At 62.4% G+C, this 21,708-nt stretch carries 15 protein-coding genes; 10 read left to right on the forward strand and 5 right to left on the reverse strand.

The genetic code is table 11. The features are described from left to right. The first annotated feature begins 50 nt into the window (after nucleotides 1–50). Entirely contained in the window at nucleotides 51–2,441 is a 2,391-nt protein-coding gene (locus KHO27_RS23690; protein ID WP_502937656.1) for a TonB-dependent siderophore receptor, read from the forward strand. Nucleotides 2,442–2,481: 40 nt separating this feature from the next. Here the strand turns inward: KHO27_RS23690 and KHO27_RS23695 are convergent, their stop codons facing one another. Further along, nucleotides 2,482–3,873, reverse strand: coding sequence for an L-cystine transporter (locus KHO27_RS23695; protein WP_214500870.1), 1,392 nt, complete (start codon nucleotides 3,871–3,873; stop codon nucleotides 2,482–2,484). A 247-nt stretch (nucleotides 3,874–4,120) separates the two neighbouring features. Here KHO27_RS23695 and KHO27_RS23700 point away from each other — a divergent pair, with 247 nt between their 5' ends. Then, complete coding sequence (locus tag KHO27_RS23700; protein ID WP_214502016.1) at nucleotides 4,121–5,176, forward strand: HAD family hydrolase; 1,056 nt, start codon at nucleotides 4,121–4,123, stop codon at nucleotides 5,174–5,176. A 164-nt stretch (nucleotides 5,177–5,340) separates the two neighbouring features. Here KHO27_RS23700 and ilvD read toward each other — a convergent pair whose 3' ends face one another. Next, entirely contained in the window at nucleotides 5,341–7,182 is a 1,842-nt protein-coding gene (gene ilvD / locus KHO27_RS23705) for a dihydroxy-acid dehydratase (RefSeq protein WP_110700270.1), read from the reverse strand. Between the two features lie 350 nt (nucleotides 7,183–7,532). Here ilvD and KHO27_RS23710 point away from each other — a divergent pair, with 350 nt between their 5' ends. Then, entirely contained in the window at nucleotides 7,533–9,209 is a 1,677-nt protein-coding gene (locus KHO27_RS23710) for a DUF4153 domain-containing protein (RefSeq protein ID WP_110700272.1), read from the forward strand. 54 nt (nucleotides 9,210–9,263) lie between these two features. On the opposite strand, the gene KHO27_RS23715 is transcribed toward KHO27_RS23710, so the two are convergent. Further along, on the reverse strand, nucleotides 9,264–9,665 hold the full coding sequence (locus KHO27_RS23715) for a lysozyme inhibitor LprI family protein (protein ID WP_046857459.1): 402 nt from the start codon (nucleotides 9,663–9,665) through the stop codon (nucleotides 9,264–9,266). A 275-nt stretch (nucleotides 9,666–9,940) separates the two neighbouring features. On the opposite strand from KHO27_RS23715, the gene KHO27_RS23720 reads away from it, so the two are divergent. The 6 genes from KHO27_RS23720 (at nucleotide 9,941) to etfB (ending at nucleotide 17,745) form a co-directional block, all read left to right on the forward strand. Then, entirely contained in the window at nucleotides 9,941–10,918 is a 978-nt protein-coding gene (locus tag KHO27_RS23720; RefSeq protein ID WP_011536164.1) for a dipeptidase, read from the forward strand. Between the two features lie 77 nt (nucleotides 10,919–10,995). Further along, on the forward strand, nucleotides 10,996–11,526 hold the full coding sequence (locus KHO27_RS23725; protein WP_012316656.1) for a DUF5943 domain-containing protein: 531 nt from the start codon (nucleotides 10,996–10,998) through the stop codon (nucleotides 11,524–11,526). A gap of 15 nt (nucleotides 11,527–11,541) precedes the next feature. Further along, a complete protein-coding gene (gene dgcA, locus KHO27_RS23730) occupies nucleotides 11,542–13,602 on the forward strand; it encodes a dimethylglycine demethylation protein DgcA (protein ID WP_038707195.1) in 2,061 nt (686 codons plus the stop codon). 176 nt (nucleotides 13,603–13,778) lie between these two features. Then, entirely contained in the window at nucleotides 13,779–15,731 is a 1,953-nt protein-coding gene (gene dgcB / locus KHO27_RS23735; protein ID WP_214500871.1) for a dimethylglycine demethylation protein DgcB, read from the forward strand. Continuing rightward, a complete protein-coding gene (gene etfA / locus KHO27_RS23740) occupies nucleotides 15,731–16,963 on the forward strand; it encodes an electron transfer flavoprotein subunit alpha (protein WP_110700276.1) in 1,233 nt (410 codons plus the stop codon). Before dgcB ends, etfA begins: the two co-directional genes overlap by 1 nt. A gap of 11 nt (nucleotides 16,964–16,974) precedes the next feature. Next, on the forward strand, nucleotides 16,975–17,745 hold the full coding sequence (etfB, locus tag KHO27_RS23745) for an electron transfer flavoprotein subunit beta (protein WP_111532519.1): 771 nt from the start codon (nucleotides 16,975–16,977) through the stop codon (nucleotides 17,743–17,745). Nucleotides 17,746–18,369: 624 nt separating this feature from the next. On the opposite strand, the gene KHO27_RS23750 is transcribed toward etfB, so the two are convergent. Further along, entirely contained in the window at nucleotides 18,370–19,134 is a 765-nt protein-coding gene (locus tag KHO27_RS23750) for an RHS repeat-associated core domain-containing protein (RefSeq protein ID WP_250888392.1), read from the reverse strand. Nucleotides 19,135–19,285: 151 nt separating this feature from the next. Between KHO27_RS23750 and KHO27_RS23755 the strand changes: the two genes are divergently transcribed. Beyond that, nucleotides 19,286–20,182 (forward strand): RHS repeat-associated core domain-containing protein, encoded by an 897-nt coding sequence (locus tag KHO27_RS23755; RefSeq protein WP_214500873.1) that lies wholly within the window; start codon nucleotides 19,286–19,288, stop codon nucleotides 20,180–20,182. Nucleotides 20,183–20,294: 112 nt separating this feature from the next. On the opposite strand, the gene gbca is transcribed toward KHO27_RS23755, so the two are convergent. After that, on the reverse strand, nucleotides 20,295–21,587 hold the full coding sequence (gene gbca, locus KHO27_RS23760; protein ID WP_111532520.1) for a glycine betaine monooxygenase oxygenase subunit: 1,293 nt from the start codon (nucleotides 21,585–21,587) through the stop codon (nucleotides 20,295–20,297). Nucleotides 21,588–21,708 lie beyond the last annotated feature (121 nt).

A 21,708-nucleotide genomic window follows, 5' to 3' on the forward strand; every position in this document is an offset into this window, starting at 1 on the left:
TCAGACAGTGCCGCGCCAGTCGATCACTTTGACGCTTTCGGGGAGCCCCACTGATGAAAACCACCGCCACTCGGGCCGTGCTCGGCCTGGCCATCGCGCTTGGCAGCGCCGCGCTGGCCGGACCCTTGCAGGCCCAGGCCGCCACGCAGGCTCAGGTCTACCGTTTCGACATACCGGCGCAGTCGCTGGACTCGGCCCTGGCGGCCTTCAGTGCGGTTACCCGGATCCAGGTGCTGGTACCTGGGGAGTTCACCCAGGGCCTGCGCTCGCCGGGCCTGAGTGGCAGTTATCCACAGGACCAGGCACTGGCCCGCCTGCTCCAGGGCACTGGCCTGAATGCCGCCTACATCGATAACGACAGCGTCACCCTGGAGCGCCAGCGCGCCGGGGGCGACGACGCGATGCAACTGGGCGCGGTGAAGATCGACAGCAGTCAGCTGGGCACCACCACCGAAGGCACCGGCTCCTACACCACTGGGTCGCTGACCCTTGGCAAGGGCGAGCAGAAGCTCAAGGACATCCCGCAGTCGGTGTCGGTAATGACCCGCCAGCGCCTGGACGACCAGAACATGAACAGCCTGCAGGACGCCATGCGGCAGGTGACCGGTACCACGATCAAGAGCTACAACACCGGCTCCAACCTCAATGACGTTTACATGCGCGGCTTCCCGGTCGACCTGGTGCAGGTCGATGGCGTCACCCAGCCCACCGGGCAAGGCGACATGGCCACGGCGTTCGACCTGGCCATGTATGACCGTGTCGAAGTGCTGCGCGGGCCATCCGGCCTGTACCAGGGCGCGGGCGAACCCGGCGGCACCATCAACCTGGTGCGCAAGCGCGCCTTGGGCAAGTTTGCCCTGTCTGGTGAGCTGTCGGCGGGTACCTATGACCGTTACCACTCCACAGTTGACGTCACCGGGCCGCTGAACAGCGATGGCAGCCTGCGCGGGCGTTTCGTCACCGCCTACGAGAACAACCAGGCCTTTGTCGACTACGCCCAGAACGAGCGCCCGATGATGTACGGGCGCCTGGAGTACGACCTGTCGCCGGCCACCACCCTGACCCTGGGCGGCGCCTACCAGCGCAACAAGTCGGTGCCCGCGTTCGGTCTGCCGGCCTACGACAGCGGCAAGCTGCTCGACGTCAAGCGCTCGACCTTCGTCGACGCGAAGTGGAACGAGCTGGACGAGCGCGTCTGGGAAAGCTTCTTCGAGGTCGACCATGAGCTGGACGATGGTGGCCAGTTCAAGACCTCGCTGACCTATCGCGACGCCGAGGCACCCACGCGCAACTTCACCTGGACCGACGGCGCCGTGGACCCGGTGACCGGTGCCAGTTCCGCGGTGGCCTACAACTACTACACCCACATCAAGACTCTGGGTCTGGACAGCTTCGTGACGCGGCCGTTCGAGGCGTTCGGGCGTACCCATGAGCTCACCGTGGGCGCCGACTACCAGCATGTGGACAAGGACTTTCGCTACGGTGGCCGGGAGTGGTTCGACATCAACGTGTTTGACCCGGGCAGCATCGACATCCCCAAGATCGACTACGCCATGGACAACGGCAACTCGTCCAAGTCGAACCAGTACGGACTGTATGCCCGCACCAAGGTCAGCGCCAACGACTGGCTGGACGTGATCCTCGGTAGCCGGGTGATCTGGTTCGACAGCGATGGCCACAATGCCAACCCGTTCTTCAACGAATTCTCCGACCCGCACACCAGTGTTCGCCGCAAGGTGATCCCCTACGGTGCGCTGGTCGCCAAGCTCACCCCCGAACTGTCGGCCTATGCCAGCTACACCACGGTGTACAAGCCGCAGACGCAGATGGCCGGCGGCGACAGCACGGTGGCGCCGCGCGAGGGCAAACAGTATGAGTTGGGCCTGAAGCGGGAGTTCTTCGACGGCCGCCTGAACGGCAGCGTGGCGGTGTTCCGCATCTACGACGAGAACCGCGCCCAGCAAATCGACCAGACGCCGTTCTACGAGGCCCAGGCCAAGGTGCGCAGCCAGGGTTGGGAAACCGAGCTGTCCGGCAACCTGACCGACAACTGGAGCGTCAGCACCGGCTACGCCTTCACCCGTCTGGAATCAGGGCGTCAGGCCGACTACCAGGGCATCAGCATCACGCCCAAGCACAACTTCAATGTGTGGACGCGCTATGCGTTCGCCGATGGGCCGCTGGAAGGGTTCAGTGTCGGAGGCGGCGTGCGGGTGGTCAGCTCCACCTACTACACGCGCAACAGCGTGGACTTCGTGCAGGGTGGCTACAGCGTCGCTACGGCGCAGGTGGGCTATCGCTTCAACAAGCACCTGTCGGCGACACTCACGGCCAACAACCTGTTCGACCGTGTGTATTACGAGCGTGTGGACAGTGCCTGGGGCTCGAACTTCTATGGCGAGCCGCGCAACCTGACGCTCAAGTTGCGCGCGACGTACTGAGCCTGGATCGCCGGGGGCGCAAAGCGCCCCCGATAATCTTTCAGGAGTGACTCAGTTGTGCATGCTCATCCCCTGCCAGCACCTGCTGGTCGGTCTGCTTGAGCAACTGGCTGGTAACCACGCCCGCCGTCATCGAACCATTCACGTTCAACGCCGTGCGGCCCATGTCGATCAGCGGTTCCACCGAGATCAGCAGCGCCACCAGTTCCACCGGCAGGCCCATGGCCGGCAGCACGATCAGCGCGGCGAAGGTCGCGCCGCCGCCGACGCCGGCAACGCCTGCCGAGCTGAGGGTGACGATGGCCACCAGGGTGGCGATCCACAGCGGGTCGAAGGTATCGATGCCCACCGCCGGGGCGACCATTACCGCCAGCATCGCCGGGTACAGGCCGGCGCAGCCGTTTTGGCCAATGGTGGCGCCAAACGATGCGCTGAAGCTGGCGATCGACTGCGGTACGCCCAGGCGCAGGGTCTGCGCCTCGATGTTCAGCGGGATGCTGGCGGCGCTGGAGCGGCTGGTGAAGGCGAAGGTCAGCACCGGCCAGACTTTACGGAAGAAGCGCAGCGGGCTGACACCGGTCAGCGCCAGGATCACCCCATGGACCACGAACATCAGGCCCAGGCCAATGTACGACACCACGACGAAGCTGCCCAGCTTGAGGATGTCCTCGAGATTGGAGCTGGCCACTACCTTGGTCATCAAGGCCAACACGCCGTAGGGGGTGAGCTTCATCACCAGGCGCACCAGGCGCATGACCCAGGCCTGCAACACGTCGATGGCCGACAGGGCGCGCTCGCCCTTGTCCTTGTCGTCCTTGATCAGTTGCAAAGCGGCGAGGCCCAGGAACACGGCGAAGATCACCACGCTGATGATCGAGGTCGGCTTGGCCCGGGCCAGATCGCCCACCGGGTTGCTGGGGATGAACGACAGCAGCAGTTGCGGGATGTTGAGGTCGGCGACCTTGCCCGCGTAGTCGCTGTGGATGGCCTGCAGGCGGGCGCTTTCCTGGGCACCAGCCACCAGCCCTTCGGCGCTCAGGCCAAACAGGTTGGTCAGGGCGATACCGATCAGCGCGGCGATCGCGGTGGTCAGCAACAGGGTGCCGATGCTCAGCACGCTGATGCGGCCCAGCGCCGAGGCGTTGTGCAGGCGCGCCACGGCGCTGAGGATCGAGGCGAAGATCAGCGGCATGACGATCATCTGCAGCAAACCGACGTAGCCATTGCCGACCAGGTCGAGCCAGCCGATGGTGGCCTTGAGCACCGGGTGCCCGGCACCGTAGATCGTGTGCAGCACCAGGCCGAAGCCGACGCCGAGGGCCAGGCCCAGCAGCACCTTCTTGGCCAGGCTCCAGTCGGTGCGGCGGGTTTGCGCGAGGCCCAGCAGCAGGGCCAGGAACGCCAGCAGGTTGAGTGACAGCGGCAGGTTCATTGAAGCTCCGGAAAAAGGCAAAAGAGGCATCGCCTCTGTGAGCGATTACGAACGGAAATGCTAACAGCCTGAAAACAAACGAATTTATACCTAAAAGGAATTTACATAGTCGTTTATGGAATAACGCCTGGTCGTTTTTGGCAATACACATGGCGTTTGCGGTTGCTTCGAGGTCGGTGGCGCATGCCTGTCTGTCATGAATCAGGTCTAGGGTTGAGCGGCCACGTCTTTGGGAGAACCGCACATGATGTCAGCTCCGAGAATCCTTGCCGGCGGCCTTGCCCTGTTGCTGAGCGCCAGCAGCTGGGCGGCCACCGAGCTCAAGCACTGGCCGGCCGAAGCCGCGCAAAAGCTCGACGCAATGATCAAGGCCAACGCCAACAAGGGTAACTACGCGGTGTTCGACATGGACAACACCAGCTACCGCTTCGACCTCGAAGAGGCACTGCTGCCGTTCATGGAGAACAAGGGCCTGCTGAGCCGAGACACGCTTGACCCCTCACTCAAGCTGATCCCATTCAAGGACACAGCGGAGCATAAGGAAAGCCTGTTCAGTTACTACTACCGCCTGTGCGAACTCGACGACATGGTCTGCTACCCCTGGGTGGCCCAGGTGTTCTCTGGCTTCACTCTCAAGGAACTGAAGCAGCAGGTCGACGAGCTGATGGCCTCGGGCAAGCCGATCCCCAGCACCTACTTCGAGGGCGACCAGGTCAAGAGTATCGAGGTGCAGCCGCCGAAGGTGTTCACGGGCCAGGCCGAGCTGTACAACAAGCTGATGGAGAACGGCATCGAGGTCTATGTGATCTCGGCGGCGTCCGAAGAGCTGGTACGCATGGTCGCCTCGGATCCCAGGTACGGCTACAACGTCAAGCCGCAGAACGTGATCGGCGTGAGCCTGCTGCTCAAGGACCGCGCCAGTGGCCAGCTGACCACGGCGCGCAAGCAGATCAGCGCCGGGCAGTACGATCCCAAGGCCAATGAAGGCCTGGAACTGACCCCGTACCTGTGGACGCCGGCTACCTGGATGGCGGGCAAGCAGGCGGCGATCCTGACTTACATCGATGAGTGGAAGAAGCCGGTGCTGGTGGGGGGCGACACTCCGACGAGCGACGGCTACATGCAGTTCCACGGCGTCGATGTGAACAAAGGCGGCATTCACCTGTGGATAAACCGCAAGGCCAAGTACATGGATCAGATCAATGGCATGATCGCGAAGAATGCAGCGGCCCAGGCCAAGGAAGGCTTGCCGGTGACGGCGGACAAGAACTGGGTGATCGTGACGCCGGAGCAGATTCAGTGAAATACGCATAACCTGTTTCGGCCCAATCGCTGGCAAGCCAGCTCCCACAGGTACAATGCCAAGGTCTGCGATTACATTGTGGGAGCCGGCTTGCCGGCGATGAGGCCTCCTCAGGCATAAAAAAACCGGCGCCCTAGGCGCCGGTTCTTATTGCCTTCAGAGCCTCACAGCCCTTCGAGCATTGCCTTGTTGCGCACCGCGCCCTTGTCGGCGCTGGTGGCCAGCAGGGCATAGGCCTTCAGCGCAGTGGTCACTTTACGTGGGCGCACTTCCGCCGGCTTCCAGCCTTTCTTGTCCTGCTCGACACGACGCGCGGCCAGCTCTTCATCGCTGACCAGCAGGTTGATCGACCGGTTGGGGATGTCGATCAGCACCTTGTCGCCATCGCGCACCAGGCCAATGGCGCCGCCTGCGGCAGCTTCCGGCGAGGCATGGCCGATGGACAGGCCCGAGGTGCCGCCGGAGAAGCGGCCGTCGGTGAGCAGCGCGCACGCCTTGCCCAGGCCCTTGGACTTCAGGTACGAGGTCGGGTAGAGCATCTCCTGCATGCCCGGGCCGCCTTTCGGGCCTTCGTAGCGGATGATGACGATATCGCCGGCCTTCACCTCGTCGGCGAGGATGCCGCGTACCGCGCTGTCCTGGCTCTCGAAGATCTTCGCGTTGCCCTCGAACACGTGGATCGACTCATCCACGCCGGCGGTCTTCACCACGCAGCCGTCCAGGGCAATGTTGCCGTATAGCACGGCCAGGCCGCCCTCTTGCGAGTAGGCGTGTTCGAAGCTGCGGATGCAGCCGTTTTCGCGGTCGTCGTCCAGGGTTTCCCAGCGGGTCGACTGGCTGAAGGCGGTTTGCGTGGGGATACCGGCCGGGCCTGCCTTGAAGAAGGTGTGCACCGCTTCGTCATCGGTCTGGGTGATGTCCCACTTGGCGATGGCTTCCTCCATGCTGGCGCTGTGCACGGTCGGCAGGTCGGTGTGCAGCAGGCCGCCACGGGCCAGCGAGCCGAGAATGCTGAAGATGCCGCCGGCGCGATGCACGTCTTCCATGTGGTACTTCTGGATGTTCGGCGCCACCTTGCACAGCTGCGGCACCTTGCGCGACAGGCGATCGATGTCGCGCAGGTCGAAGTCCACCTCGCCTTCCTGGGCCGCGGCCAGCAGGTGCAGGATGGTGTTGGTCGAGCCGCCCATGGCGATGTCGAGCATCATGGCGTTCTCGAACGCCTTGAAGTTGGCGATGCTGCGCGGCAGCACGGACGCATCGCCCTCGCCGTAGTAGCGTTTGCACAGCTCGACGATGGTGCGGCCCGCGGTAAGGAACAGCTGCTCGCGGTCAGAGTGGGTCGCCAGCGTGGAGCCGTTGCCCGGCAGGGCCAGGCCCAGGGCCTCGGTCAGGCAGTTCATCGAGTTGGCGGTGAACATGCCGGAGCACGAACCACAGGTCGGGCAGGCGCTGCGCTCGTACTCGGCAACTTTCTCGTCGCTGGCCGAGGAGTCGGCGGCGATGACCATGGCGTCGACCAGGTCCAGGCCGTGGCTGGCCAGTTTGGTCTTGCCGGCTTCCATCGGGCCGCCGGAGACGAAGATCACCGGGATGTTCAGGCGCAAGGCCGCCATCAGCATGCCGGGGGTGATCTTGTCGCAGTTGGAGATGCAGACGATGGCGTCGGCACAGTGGGCGTTGACCATGTATTCGACGGCGTCGGCGATGATCTCGCGGCTGGGCAGCGAGTACAGCATGCCGTCGTGGCCCATGGCGATGCCGTCATCGACGGCGATGGTGTTGAATTCCTTGGCCACGCCACCGGCGCGTTCGATCTCGCGGGCAACCAGCTGGCCCAGGTCCTTCAGGTGCACGTGCCCCGGGACGAACTGGGTGAACGAGTTGGCGATGGCGATGATCGGTTTCTTGAAGTCTTCATCCTTCATCCCGGTGGCGCGCCACAGGGCACGGGCGCCGGCCATGTTGCGGCCATGGGTGGAGGTCTTGGAACGATAATCAGGCATGGAGCGCTCCTGGCGGCTTAATCAGGTCACTGGCTTTGCGAGAAAAGTGCTTTTCCGCAAACCCAAACAGGGAGTGAGCTTCTCTTGTCCTAATACGCCGAAGGCCGGTTGCCACAGGCACGGATGGGGGTCGAAGGACCGCGCGGGATCGCCGCAGGCTCGACCAGAGCTCATAAACCCGCCGGGGGTGTCTGGCGATGAATAGCCCGATTCTACACCGCCGCGCTCGTGAGGGAATGGCGTTGTGATAATTGGCTGCCGCCAGCCCGCAAGGTAAAGGCCTTGGTGTGGAGGGGGCCGGTTTCGGTAGACTTGCGCGCCTTCTACTCCTCTGGCCAAAAGGATTTGCAATGCCAGCGCCAAGTCGCTCCTTATTGTTCTACGTCGTCATCGGCCTGATTCAGGGCGTGGTGTGGCTCACCACCGTGAAGGGGGAGGGTCAGCTGCTGGGTTTCAGCCTGTCGGTAGCCCTGTGCGTCGCGGTGGCGGTAGCGGGCGTGAACCTGCAACTGCTTGGCAGCGCGGTGCTGCAGCGTGGCACCGGCTGGTTGGTACTGGGCCTGACCGTGCTGCTCAGCGGGATCAGTGCCTGGCTCCTCGATACCGGGCGTATGGGCTGGCTGCAGCAGACCTGGTGCCTGGCCGCCGTCGTGCTGGCCTATATCGGTACCGCGTTCATTCTCGCCTGGCCGACCGGCGAAGGGCTGCGCCTGCGCTACGAAGACCTGTTCCGGCATGCCTGGAACAACGTGTTCATCGTGTTCCTGGCACAGCTGCTGACTGGCCTGTTCTGGCAACTGCTGTGGTTGTGCGCGCTGCTGTTCAGCATGCTGGGTATTCCGCAGGTCAAGGACGCGGTGGAGTCACCGGTGTTTCTCTGGCTGGTGCTGCCGGTGGTATTTTCGCTGGGCATGCGCATGGGCCGGGAAAACGAGAAGATCATCGGCCTGCTGCGCGGCATCCTGCTGACGCTGTGCCGCTTCCTGTTGCCGCTCAGCGCGCTGATCGCCGTGCTGTTCACCCTGACATTGCCATTCTCCGGCCTGCAACCGGTGTGGAACACCGGCTATTCGACCACCCTTCTGCTGGTACTGGCGGGCATCAACCTGTTCCTGGTCAACGGCGTGTTCCAGGATGGCCGGCAAGGTAGCGTCTACCCCGCGCCGCTCAAGCGTCTGGTGGAGGCCAGCCTGCTGTGCCTGCCGGTGCTGGTGGGCCTGGCAGCCTATGCGAGCTGGCTGCGTATCGACCAATACGGGCTTACACCGTCACGGATCATGGCGTCGATGCTGGTGGGCGTGATGCTGGCGCACGGCCTGGCGGCGGTCTGGTCGGTGCTGGCTTCGCGCCAGGCCTGGCTGCACAGCCTGCGCCTGAGCAATCCATGGATCGCCCTGCTCAGTGCGCTGCTGGTGGTGGTGTTCTACACGCCGCTGCTCGATCCGCAGGCATTGAGTGCGAGGAACCAGGTCCAGCGCCTGGTCAACGGGTACACGCCGATCACCGAGTTCGACGCCGAGACCTTGTATCGCGACCTCGGCCAGCCGGGGCGTGAAGCCTTCGAGCAGCTCGAGCAGCGGCTGCAGACGGATGAACTGTTCGATGCGGGCCGCCGCCAGCAGTTGTTGGTGCTGATGGCCCAGGTGCGTCAACCGACAGTGGCCGAAGACCATGGCCCGAAGTTCGAGTGGCTCGGGCCGGTGCAATCGAGTAGCGAATCATTGGCCGACGCGACGCTTGCGCAAAGCCAGTGCGGTGGCAAGGGCTGCTACCTGTGGGCAGTCGACCTGGATGGCGACGGGCACAACGAAGTGCTGATGATCCCCCGGCACACCTATGCATCGCAGCTGTTCGTGTTCACCTGGGAAGACCGGGAGTGGCGCGAGGTGGGCAGCCTGAGCGGCAACATGGAAAACCTCGAAAGCTTGGCCAACGGTATTCGCGAGGGGGCGGTGAAACTGGTGGCGCCGCGTTACAAGACGCTGAGCATCGATGGCCAGGAGCTGCGGCCTGACTTCAGGCGCTAGCGCCCGGCGCGGGAACTCCCGGGGGCCGCTTGGCGGCCCGTCGCGGGCCAAAGGTCATTGCTGGCCGATGCCCTGCAGGTACTCCGACCGCTCATCGCTACGTTGCGCCACGCAGGTGTCCCACGCTGCCTCGAACGCCTTGCTGCCGGGTTTCTCGGCCCAGGTCTCGACCTTGCAGTCGGCGTCACGCAGCTGCGTCCAGAGTTTCTCGGCGGCTTCCATCTTGCCGCTCAGCGCCGCGGCCTTGTCGCTTTCATCCGCGTACTGGTCGCGAATGCGCTGCATGAGGTCGTCATAGGCCGCCTTCAGCTCGCGTTCGGCGGTCTGCTTGTTGTAGGCGGCGCAGGCATAGCCCTGCTGGTCGGTCTCGACGTTGTCGCAGGGGGTGCTCTCCTCTTCGGCGGCGTGCGCGCCGAAAGCCACTGCCAGCAAGACCAGCCATGCCATTGATTTCATCGGGTTTCTCCTGAAGAGGCTGACGATGCGCTGGATTCTCGCTCAGCCCAGGCCCGGGCGATAGCTCCCCGAGAAAATGTTCATGAAACAGCGTTGTCGAGACTCGCTCTCATTGCCGAGGGGCGCGTTAGAGCGTGCCAGGTCGGCCATTGACGCTTTCGGCAAACCCCCTGTCGTTTTTGCATCGGGGCGCCTCGGGCCGCAGGCATATGCTGGCCCCAAAGCGTCGGCACAAGGTTCGGCGCCTGCAAACTTCAATAAAAGGGGACAGCCTGATGAGCCCAGCCGAACTTCACGCCGACAGCATCGTCATCGACGGCCTGATCATTGCCAAATGGAACCGCGAGCTGTTCGAGGACATGCGCAAGGGCGGGCTGACCGCGGCCAACTGCACGGTGTCGGTGTGGGAGGGCTTCAAGGCCACCGTCGACAACATCGCTTCCAGCCAGAAGCTGATCCGCGAAAACAGCGACCTGGTGATGCCGGTGCGCACCACCGCCGACATCCGCAAGGCCAAGGAACTGGGCAAGACCGGCATCCTCTTCGGCTTCCAGAACGCCCACGCGTTCGAGGACCAGATCGCCTACGTCGACGTGTTCAAGCAACTGGGCGTGGGCATCGTGCAGATGTGCTACAACACCCAGAACCTGGTCGGCACCGGCTGTTACGAGCGCGACGGCGGGCTGTCGGGCTTCGGCCGCGAGATCGTCGCCGAGATGAACCGTGTCGGCATCATGTGCGACCTGTCCCACGTCGGCTCGAAAACCTCCGAGGAAGTCATCCTCGAATCGAAGAAGCCGGTCTGCTATTCCCACTGCCTGCCTTCGGGCCTCAAGGAACATCCGCGCAACAAATCCGACGCAGAGCTGAAGTTCATCGCCGACCACGGCGGCTTCGTCGGCGTGACCATGTTCGCGCCGTTCCTGGCCAAAGGCATCGACTCGACCATCGACGACTACGCCGAGGCCATCGAGTACACCATGAACATTGTCGGTGAAGACGCCATCGGTATCGGTACCGACTTCACCCAGGGCCACGGCCAGGACTTCTTCGAGTACCTCACGCACGACAAGGGCTACGCCCGGCGCCTGACCAACTTCGGCAAGATCATCAACCCGCTGGGCATCCGCACCGTCGGCGAGTTCCCCAACCTGACCGAGACGCTGCTCAAGCGCGGCCATTCCGAGCGCGTGGTGCGCAAGATCATGGGCGAAAACTGGGTCAACGTGTTGAAAGACGTCTGGGGCGAGTAAGCCGCTCTCCAAGCCTGAAAGCCCTTGCCAGCAACGCCGGGGCACCCAAACAAAAAATTTTATGGAGTTGAGTTTCCATGGCCAAGATCGCCCCGCAATTGCCAATCGAAGTCGACAGCGAGACCGGTGTCTGGACCAGCGACGCCCTGCCGATGCTGTACGTGCCGCGGCATTTCTTCGTCAATAACCACATGGGCATCGAGGAAGTGCTGGGCGCCGACGCCTACGCCGAGATCCTCTACAAGGCCGGCTACAAGTCCGCCTGGCACTGGTGCGAGAAAGAGGCCGAGTGCCATGGCCTGGAAGGGGTGGCGGTGTTCGAACACTACATGAAGCGGCTGAGCCAGCGTGGCTGGGGCCTGTTCGAGATCCAGGATATCGACCTGGATAAAGGCACCTGCAGCGTCAAGCTCAAGCACTCGGCGTTCGTGTACGTGTACGGCAAGTGCGGCCGTAAGGTCGACTACATGTTCACCGGCTGGTTCGCCGGCGCCATGGACCAGATTCTCGCCGCTCGCGGCAGCTCGATCCGCACCGTGGCCGAGCAGGTCTACGGCGGGTCGGAAGAAGGCCACGAAGATGGCCTGTTCGTTACAAAGCCGTTGTAAGCCGGAGATAGCGTCATGGCCTTCGAAGCAATGTTCCAGCCGATCCAGATCGGCAAGCTGACCATCCGCAACCGCGTGCTCAGCACCGCGCATGCCGAGGTGTATGCCACCGACGGCGGCATGACCACCGACCGCTATGTGAAGTATTACGAAGAGAAGGCCAAGGGCGGCATCGGCCTGGCGATCTGCGGTGGCTCGTCGGTGGTGGCCATCGACAGCCCGCAGGAGTGGTGGGCCTCGGTCAACCTGTCCACCGACCGCATCATCCCGCACTTCCAGAACCTCGCCGACGCCATGCACAAGCATGGCGCCAAGATCATGATCCAGATTACCCACATGGGTCGGCGCTCGCGTTGGGACGGCTTCAACTGGCCCACGCTGATGTCGCCATCGGGCATTCGTGAACCGGTGCACCGCGCCACCTGCAAGACCATCGAGGTGGAAGAGATCTGGCGGGTGATCGGCAACTACGCCCAGGCTGCGCGTCGGGCCAAGGAGGGCGGCCTGGACGGCGTCGAGCTGTCGGCCGTGCACCAGCACATGATCGACCAGTTCTGGAGCCCGCGGGTCAACAAGCGTACCGACGAATGGGGCGGCACCTTCGAAGGGCGCATGAAGTTTGGCCTGGAAGTGCTCAAGGCCGTGCGCAAGGAAGTCGGTGACGATTTCTGCGTGGGCATGCGCATCTGTGGCGACGAGTTCCACCCCGATGGCCTCAGCCACGAGGACATGAAGCAGATCGCCGCGTACTACGACGCCACCGGCATGCTCGATTTCATCGGCGTGGTCGGCTCGGGCTGTGACACCCACAACACCCTGGCCAACGTCATCCCCAACATGAGCTACCCGCCGGAGCCGTTCCTGCACCTGGCGGCCGGCATCAAGGAAGTGGTCAAGGTTCCGGTGCTGCACGCGCAGAACATCAAGGACCCGAACCAGGCCACGCGCATTCTCGAAGGCGGCTACGTGGACATGGTTGGCATGACCCGCGCGCACATGGCCGACCCGCACCTGATCGCCAAGATCAAGATGGGCCAGATCGACCAGATCAAGCAGTGCGTCGGTGCCAACTACTGCATCGACCGCCAGTACCAGGGCCTGGATGTGCTGTGCATCCAGAACGCCGCCACCTCCCGTGAATACCTGGGCGTGCCGCACATCATCGAGAAGACCACCGGGGTCAAGCGCAAGGTGGTGGTGGTTGGCGCAGGCCCCGCCGGCATGGAAGCAGCCCGCGTGGCAGCCGAACGTGGTCACGACGTGACCCTGTTCGAGAAGAAGGAGCAGATTGGCGGGCAGATCACCATCGCCGCCAAGGCCCCGCAGCGTGACCAGATTGCCGGTATCACCCGCTGGTACCAGCTGGAGCTGGCACGTCTGAAGGTCGACCTGCGCCTGGGCACTGCCGCCGACGTGGCGACCATCCAGGACCTGCGCCCGGATGTGATCGTGCTGGCGGTGGGCGGGCACTCGTTCCTTGAACAGAATGAGCACTGGGGCGCTGCCGAAGGCCTGGTGGTCAGCAGCTGGGACGTGCTCGACGGCAAGGTCGCGCCGGGCAAGAACGTGCTGGTGTACGACACCATCTGCGAATTCACCGGCATGTCGGTGGCCGACTTCATCGCCGACAAGGGCAGCCAGGTCGAGATCGTCACCGACGACATCAAGCCGGGCGTGGCCATGGGCGGCACCACCTTCCCGACCTACTACCGCAGCATGTATCCGAAAGAAGTGATCATGACCGGCGACATGATGCTGGAAAAGGTCTACCGCGAAGGCGACAAGCTGGTGGCGGTGCTCGAGAACGAGTACACCGGCGCCAAGGAAGAACGGGTAGTCGACCAGGTGGTGGTGGAGAACGGTGTGCGTCCCGATGAGCAGCTGTACTACGCGCTCAAGGACGGTTCGCGCAACAAGGGCCAGATCGATGTGGAGGCGCTGTTCGCCATCAAGCCGCAGCCGATCCTCAGCCAGCCGGGCGAAGGCTACCTGCTGTACCGCATCGGCGACTGCGTGGCGCAGCGCAACGTGCATGCGGCGATCTATGACGCCTTGCGGCTGTGCAAGGATTTCTGAGCCCAGGACCAACGCGGTCCCTGTAGGGAGAACACGGTGGGAGCGGGCTTGCCCCGCGATAGCGCCAGCAGGTGCAACCTGATTGGCCGACCGGACGCTATCGCGGGGCAAGCCCGCTCCCACCGACCTCTCCCACAGGGACCGGCGCACGCTTACCGCTGTTGTGGGAGCCTCCCATGTTGAACACCCTTCTACCCATCCTGCTGTTCACCGCCCTCGCCTTGGCGGTGCTCGGCGCCCTGCGCCGGGTGCGCATGTGGCGCCGCGGGCGGCCGAGCAAGGTTGACCTGCTTGGTGGCCTGCTGGCCATGCCACGGCGCTACCTGGTGGATCTGCACCATGTGGTCGAGCGCGACAAGTACATGTCCAAGACCCACGTGGCCACCGCTGGCGGCTTCGTGCTCTCGGCCGTGCTGGCGATCCTGGTGCATGGCTTTGGCCTGCACAGCAAGATCCTCGGTTACGCCTTGCTGGTGGCCACGGTGATCATGTTCAGTGGCGCCCTGTTTGTCTTCAAACGCCGGCTGAACCCGCCCTCCCGGCTGTCCAAGGGCCCGTGGATGCGCCTGCCCAAGAGCCTGCTGATGTTCGCGGCGAGCTTCTTCATTGCCACCTTGCCGGTGGCGGGGATCCTGCCTGAAGGCACGGGCGGCTGGGTACTGGTCGCACTGCTGGGTATCGGCGTGCTGTGGGGCGTGTCCGAACTGTTCTTCGGCATGACTTGGGGCGGGCCGATGAAGCACGCCTTCGCCGGTGCCCTGCACCTGGCCTGGCACCGCCGCGCCGAACGCTTTGGCGGTGGCCGCTCCACGGGCCTCAAGCCGCTGGATCTGGAAGACCCGAATGCGCCGCTGGGCGTGGAAAAACCGGTGGATTTCACCTGGAACCAGCTGCTCGGTTTCGACGCCTGCGTGCAGTGCGGCAAATGCGAGGCCATGTGCCCGGCGTTCGCCGCTGGCCAGCCGCTGAACCCGAAGAAACTGATCCAGGACATGGTCATCGGCCTGGCCGGTGGCACCGACGCGCGGTTCGCCGGCAGCCCGTACCCGGGCAAGCCGATCGGCGAGCATGGCGGCCACCCGCACCAGCCGATCGTCAACGGCCTGGTGGATGCCGAGACGCTGTGGTCGTGCACGACTTGCCGCGCCTGCGTCGAGGAATGCCCGATGATGATCGAGCACGTCGATGCCATCGTCGACATGCGCCGCCACCTGACCCTGGAAAAGGGCGCCACGCCGAACAAGGGCGCCGAGGTGCTGGACAACCTGATCGCCACCGACAACCCCGGCGGCTTCGCCCCCGGCGGGCGGATGAACTGGGCGGCCGACCTCAACCTGCAGCTGCTCTCAGAGGTGAAAACCACCGAGGTGCTGTTCTGGGTGGGCGATGGCGCCTTCGACATGCGCAACCAGCGCACCCTGCGCGCCTTCGTCAAAGTGCTCAAAGCATCCGGCGTCGACTTCGCCGTGCTCGGCCTGGAAGAGCGAGACAGCGGTGACGTGGCGCGCCGCCTGGGCGACGAGGCAACGTTCCAGCAGCTGGCCAAGCGCAATATCCAGACCCTGGCCAAGTACCAGTTCCAGCGCATCGTCACCTGCGACCCGCACAGCTTCCATGTGCTGAAGAACGAATACGGCGCCCTTGGCGGCGAATACCAGGTGCAGCACCACAGCACCTACATCGCCGAACTGATCGCCGCTGGCAAGCTCAACCTCGGCCAGCACAAGGGCGGCAGCGTGACCTATCACGATCCCTGCTACCTGGGCCGCTACAACGGCGAGTACCAAGCCCCGCGCGACGTGCTCAAGGCCCTCGGTATCGAGGTACGCGAGATGCAGCGCTCGGGCTTCCGTTCCCGCTGCTGTGGCGGAGGCGGCGGTGCGCCGATCACCGATATCCCCGGCAAGCAGCGTATCCCCGACATGCGCATGGACGATATCCGCGAAACCGAAGCGGAGCTGGTGGCCGTGGGCTGCCCGCAGTGCACGGCGATGCTCGAAGGCGTGGTCGAACCGCGCCCACAGATCAAGGACCTGGCCGAGCTGGTCGCCGATGTACTGATCGAAGGTGAGGCCCCCGCCAGCGCAAAGTCGCCAGCGGCCAAACGTGAACCTGCGGAGGTGCACTGATGAGCGACATCATCCGCCGCGACCCACGCGCCGAGTGGATCGCCCGTAACCGCCTGCACCCGCTGCATGCGGCCATGCAGACGCAACAAACCAGCTGGATGGGCCCCAATGGGCTGATGCGCAAGAACCCCCATGCGATTGCTGCCGGCTTCATCGGCCCCAACGGCCTCAAGCGCATCGACCGCAGCGGCGCCCAGCAGGGCACCGGCGTCGGCGGCCGGCGCACGGCAGCTGCCGAAGTGCAGTTGCCGCTGCACAGCGTGGCTGCGCCTGCGTTCTATATCGCCGTGGTACCGGATATGGTCGGTGGTCGCCTCGGCAGCCACGACCGCGACCTGCTCGGCCTGGCCCACAGCCTGGCCGGTAGCGACGGTGCAGTGCTGGCCGTGGTGTTCGGCGAGCACAAGGAAAGCAACTTTTCCACAGCCGGTGTGGACCGCCTGCTGGTCATCGAGGGTGAGGCCTTCGAGGGTTATGCACCGGAACAACTGGTCCAGGGCTTGCGGGCTGTGGATAACCAGTTCGCCCCACGCCACTGGCTGCTGCCCGACAGCCGCAGCGGTGGTGGCGAGCTGGGCCGACGTTTCGCCGCAGCCCTGGGTGAGCGCCCGGCAACAAGGGTGTGGCAGGTCAAGGATGGCCAGTGCATCGGCCGTGCCGGCGCGGGCCAGCAGGATATCCAGCGTGAGGTGCCGCGACTGATCCTGGCCGCCGCCGAATGCGCCGAACCTGTGAGTGAAACTCGCCATGAAGCCCTGCCGGTGGAGTTGTCCACAGGCGTGGCGCGCAGCCTGTCGCGCATCGAAGACCTTGGCTCGGTGGCCGTGGACCCGGCCGCCATCGCCATGGCCGAGGCCGAGTTCATCGTCTCCGGTGGCAACGGCGTCAAGGACTGGGACCTGTATCACCAGGCCACTGCCGCGTTGGGCGCTACCGAAGGCGCGTCGCGGGTGGCGGTGGACGACGGCTTCATGCCGCGTAACCGCCAGGTCGGCGCCACCGGCACCTGGGTCACGGCGCGGGTATACGTGGCTGTGGGTATCTCCGGCGCCATCCAGCACCTGCAGGGCATCGGCGCCTGCGACAAGGTGGTGGCGATCAATATGGACCCAGGCTGCGACATGATCAAACGGGCCGACCTGTCGGTGATTGGCGACAGCTCGGCAATTCTCCAGGCACTGATCGAGGCTGTGGACAACTACCGCAGCGGCGGCCAGCGCGACGCGGCATAGGGGCAGCGAGCATGAGTACGAAAGTCATCAGCCTGGTCTCGATCGGCGCCCACCCCAGCTCCGGCCGTGCGCGCCGCGCCGAGCAGGATGCCCGTGCCGTGGAGCTGGGCTTGCAACTGGCTGGGGATAACTTGCAGGTGGTGCACGCCGGCGATCCTCGTGAAGAGGCGCTGCGTGCCTACCTGGGCATGGGGCTGGACCACCTGGATGTGCTGGAACAGCCCGCCGGCGCCGATGTATTGGGCGTGCTCGGCGACTATCTGCGCGACGCGGGTGCCCAGCTGGTGCTGACCGGCAGCCAGGCCGAAACCGGCGAGGGCTCGGGCATGCTGCCGTTCCTACTGGCCGAGAAGCTGGGCTGGCCATTGGTGGTCGGGCTGGCTGAGGTGGAATCCATCGACAACGGCACTGCTCAAGTATTACAGGCCCTGCCTCGCGGCCAGCGGCGTCGCCTGAAAGTGCGCCTGCCGTTGCTGGCCACTGTGGATAACGCCGCGCCCAAGCCACGCCAGAGCGCGTTTGGCCCGGCGCGCCGGGGCATATTGGCGGCGCGTGAGGTTGTGGTAGTGGACGATCCGCTGCTCGCCGAAGACGCCCTGCAACCCGCCCGGCCACGACCCAAGCGGCTCAAGGTGATCAAGGCCAAGAGCGGTGCCGACCGGATGAAGGCTGCCACGGCCAAGGCCAGTGGTGGGGGCGGTAAGGTGCTGAAGGATGTATCTGCGCAGGAAGGGGCCGAGGCCATTCTGAAGCTGTTGGTGGAGGAGGGGGTGTTGCGCTGAATCTATTCAACGCTGTCGCTATTTCCCGGAATACCCACTCCTACGAGCCTTGCGCACTTTTTCAGGAGTGGGCTTACCCTGCAATGGGGTAAGAATAGACGTTCTGCAAAACAGCCATTGCTTCGTAAGTAGTTTCAGGCTGTGGGTAATTTATCAGTCCTGCTCCGCCGTCCCCGTGACTAATCAAAAATAGACGTGGTTACCCACCAAATCTGTTCGATATTCTGTGGATAAAGTGTTTGCGAATCGCGCCAGGGCCTGTATAGCAAGGCCCTCAAGCGATTGAGCAATAATCGATCAATGCGATGTATGCAGTCTCATGTGAATTGATTATTTTGATTCATCCAGTTGCCCACAATTGCTGTTTGCCAGGCTGTGGATAATCTGTTCAGCTTTTACCGTAGGCCTTACACCGCGCGGCTTTCAAAGGTTTGATCAAAAAACAAGCATTTGCACAGATGCGGGGGTGGAGGGTTGTAAAGGCCGGATGGGGCTTCCACTGCACCAGCAGGGTTGTGGATAAGGTTTGGGGTTGGCACTGGACATCAGAAACCACTGCAGACGGAGGTTGAGGATTCCTTGATTGGGCTGCACGAGGGCTGCAATTCACTGTGCATGTCAAATTTAGGCGGATTCGACATTACGGATGGCTTGTATTTTTCTGGCAGTTTCAATAAATGACTCCATTGGCATTGTTCTTATGTAGTGAAACAAGCTGTGCGTCGCGTTATGTTTTATTGTCTTGTGAGTGTGCTGGATTTCTTTGTTCATGGTGATGTAGGTGAGGAGTACGCTAACGGGAAGTGGGGCCTTATTAGTTGGTGTGCTGGCATAGGTAATGGAAGTGCTGTATTTGTTTATCTCGGCCTTGGTCTTTAGTATGTTGCTCTTTTGTTCATTTATTGTTTTTATGTTTTTTTGCATATGTTGTGGGAAAGCGTCAATTGGGGCTTTTAGTACAGAATTCACTGCCTCCTCAATAGGATAGGCCAAAAGTGTCGGTTTCGTTGTCGTTGTGCTTTCCTCCACGATCGTTGGTAATGGAATAAAACTACGCTTTCTCCCCCGGTTATGCCCGGAAGGGTCTTGCCAGCCCACAGGATTCCCTTCGCAATAGGTATATGTGTTTATCCCGCCTGCTAAAAATGGGCTGAGCACATCCGCCGAGTAGAAGCGCATCAGCACTGGATTGTAGATGCGATAACCATTTCCAAGGCTATAAAAGCCTGAGCGTTCACGTAGTTTTCCTGCGTACATCAATGTTGGGTAGCTTGCCGAAGGTGTATGGCCATAGACTGGGTAAGCCATTGAAGAACTCGCCCACGCCGAACAGTGGTGCACCGTCGAGCACTGCGCATCGGTTGCTAGCAGGCGAAAGGCATCGGACATTTTCAAGGTTTTTCCTCCGAAGGAGGCGGAGTCTGGAGGATGGGGCATCTCGGTAGGTAAGGCAACCTAGCATTTTTGCCAGTACCCTTTGTCAGCGGCTGTGATAGCGTAATTCAGTATGAACTGACCGTCTGGTGCGCGAGGAAATCATATGAGTATGCGCTTGTTGGCCGTTGACAAACTTTCAAGCCCGATTGCCGCGGTGACTCTAACTGAACGCATGATTAAGGCCTACATGCCATATGGCCGCGGTAGCTGCCGAGAAATGGCAGCCCTGGGCTTTACCGGGCAGCTGCGAGAACGCGGATTAGAAATTTATTTGCTGGGCAATGGCTATCGCGGCTACAACCCAATACTGATGCGTTTCAATTCAGCTGATCAGATGAGTCCAATGGGGAAAGGCGGGCTGAATAGCTATGCCTATTGTCAGGGCAATCCAATAAATTTCATCGATCCTAGTGGGCGTATAATGGGCATTCCAGGGTGGGCAGCTTCTGGGGTTGCCGCGCTGGCGGGTAGTTATACGACATACAAGGACGCTGGGGCGTTTAGAGCTAACCCGACCTTTTCGGGTGGGCAATTAACTCAGTCTATAATTGGTGGTGTTGTTGCTGCCTATACTTCCGTGGGTGCAGTGCTGCAGTATAATGATGTCCCGCTGGGAGACAGTATGATCAATGACGCAACTGTCGCTGCGGCGCTACTTGTATTCAGGGAGCCTGCCGCCAATGTTGTTATGTCTGCAGTCAGAGGTGTTCAATCGGCTTATGTGTCTGCGTCGAATCGCTACCATGCTTGGGGCCAACGTGGGCGTGAAGTTTCTGTGGGTATGAATAATTTGGGTTTTCGAGAGTCAAGCAGTTCGTTTCCAGAGGTTGTGGTTGAAGGTGGCAACTTTGGTGGTCAAAGCGCCGTGAGACTCAGGCACGCATCGAGTGCTACGAGTAATAATTCTTCTCAAGATAATTCACCTTACCCTAGTCGTAGGTCTTCGACCATTGATAATACATTCGATCTAGTGGGCGTGGTGGAAAATATGCGGGCGTAAAGTTACTGAAAAAGTCCGGCATATGCCGACAGCCAAAATTATCGTAGAGAGTAGAGCTGAGCGCTGGTACCAGTGGCCACGCCTGCGACCCACCGCAGGCGTGGCCACTCTTTTACTGAGCCATTACTTCCTTAAGGTAAGCAGCAGGCTCCGCCCCCAGATTATTTAGCATCCGCTGGCTGTACCAGTCGATGAAGTTCACCACGCCAAACTCATAAGTCTTCGAATAAGGCCCCGGCTGATACGCCGTTGAGTTGATCCCCCGCTGGTTCTCCTCCGCCAACCGCCGATCCTGGTCATTGGTGGCATCCCACACCTTGCGCATCTCCTCGGGGTTGTAATCCACACCCTCCACCGCATCCTTGTGCACCAGCCACTTGGTGGTGACCATGGTTTCCTGCGCGCTGATCGGCCACACGGTGAACACGATCATGTGGTCGCCCATGCAGTGGTTCCACGAATGCGGCAGGTGCAGGATGCGCATCGAGCCCAGATCCGGGTTCTTGATGCGGCCCATCAGCTTCTTGCACGCCACCTTGCCGTCCATGGTCATCGACACGGTGCCCTTGAGCAGCGGCATGCGCACGATGCGGTTACGCAAGCCGTGGCTCTTGTGCAGGTAGGGGATCTTCTCGGCTTCCCAGGCGGCGGCGGAGGCGGCGACGTGGTCCTTGAATTCCTGGCTGGCGCGGGGATCGTTGGTGTCGTCCCACTCCAGCAGGGTCTTCAGCAATTCTGGGTGCGAGCCGCTGCAGTGGTAGCACTCGCGGTTGTTCTCCAGCACCAGTTTCCAGTTGGCCTTTTCCATCAAGGTGGTCTGCACCGCCACCTTGGTGTTCTCCATGTCGTAGGGTTCCATGTAGTGGTCGAGGGTGGCGAGGAACTCGTCGATCGCTGGCGGGTTCTCGGCCAGGCTGATGAAGATGTAGCCCCCGGCCACCTTCACGTTCACGGGTTTGAGGCCGTACTGGTTCATGTCGAAGTCGGCGCCCATCTCGGTGCCGGCGAACAGCAGGCGGCCATCGAGTTCGTAGGTCCACTGGTGGTAGTGGCAGACCAGCTTGGCCACCTTGCCTTTGTCGCTGACGCACAGGCGCGAGCCGCGGTGGCGGCAGACGTTGTGGAAGGCATGCACCTTACCTTCGGCACCGCGTATCACGATGATCGGGTTCTTGCCGATCTGCAGGGTGATGTAGTTGCCCTTGGTCGGGATCTCGCAAACCATGCCGGCGATCAGCCACTCCTTGTGGAATATCTCCTGCATGTCGATCTGGAACAGGCGCTCGTCGCAGTAGAACGGTTGCGGCAGCGAGTAGGTGCGCTCGCGGGTCTGCAGCATCTCGGCGGTGGCCTTGCGTGCAGGTTCCAGTGGATCGCCCAGGCTCAGGGTTGCGGTGACGTCCATCGTGTGGTCCTCGTGGCCGCGTGCGGCCGGCTGAAGTGGCTAATCGTTGTTGTAGTGCCGCAAGGCTGTTCTTCGCGATAAACAGCGTGTTGTTTTGCCGAGGAGTGTGCGTCCGCGCAGT

Origin of the sequence: Pseudomonas sp. RC3H12, from assembly GCF_018596375.1 — a bacterium.
In the GTDB taxonomy this organism is placed as follows: Bacteria; Pseudomonadota; Gammaproteobacteria; order Pseudomonadales; family Pseudomonadaceae; genus Aquipseudomonas.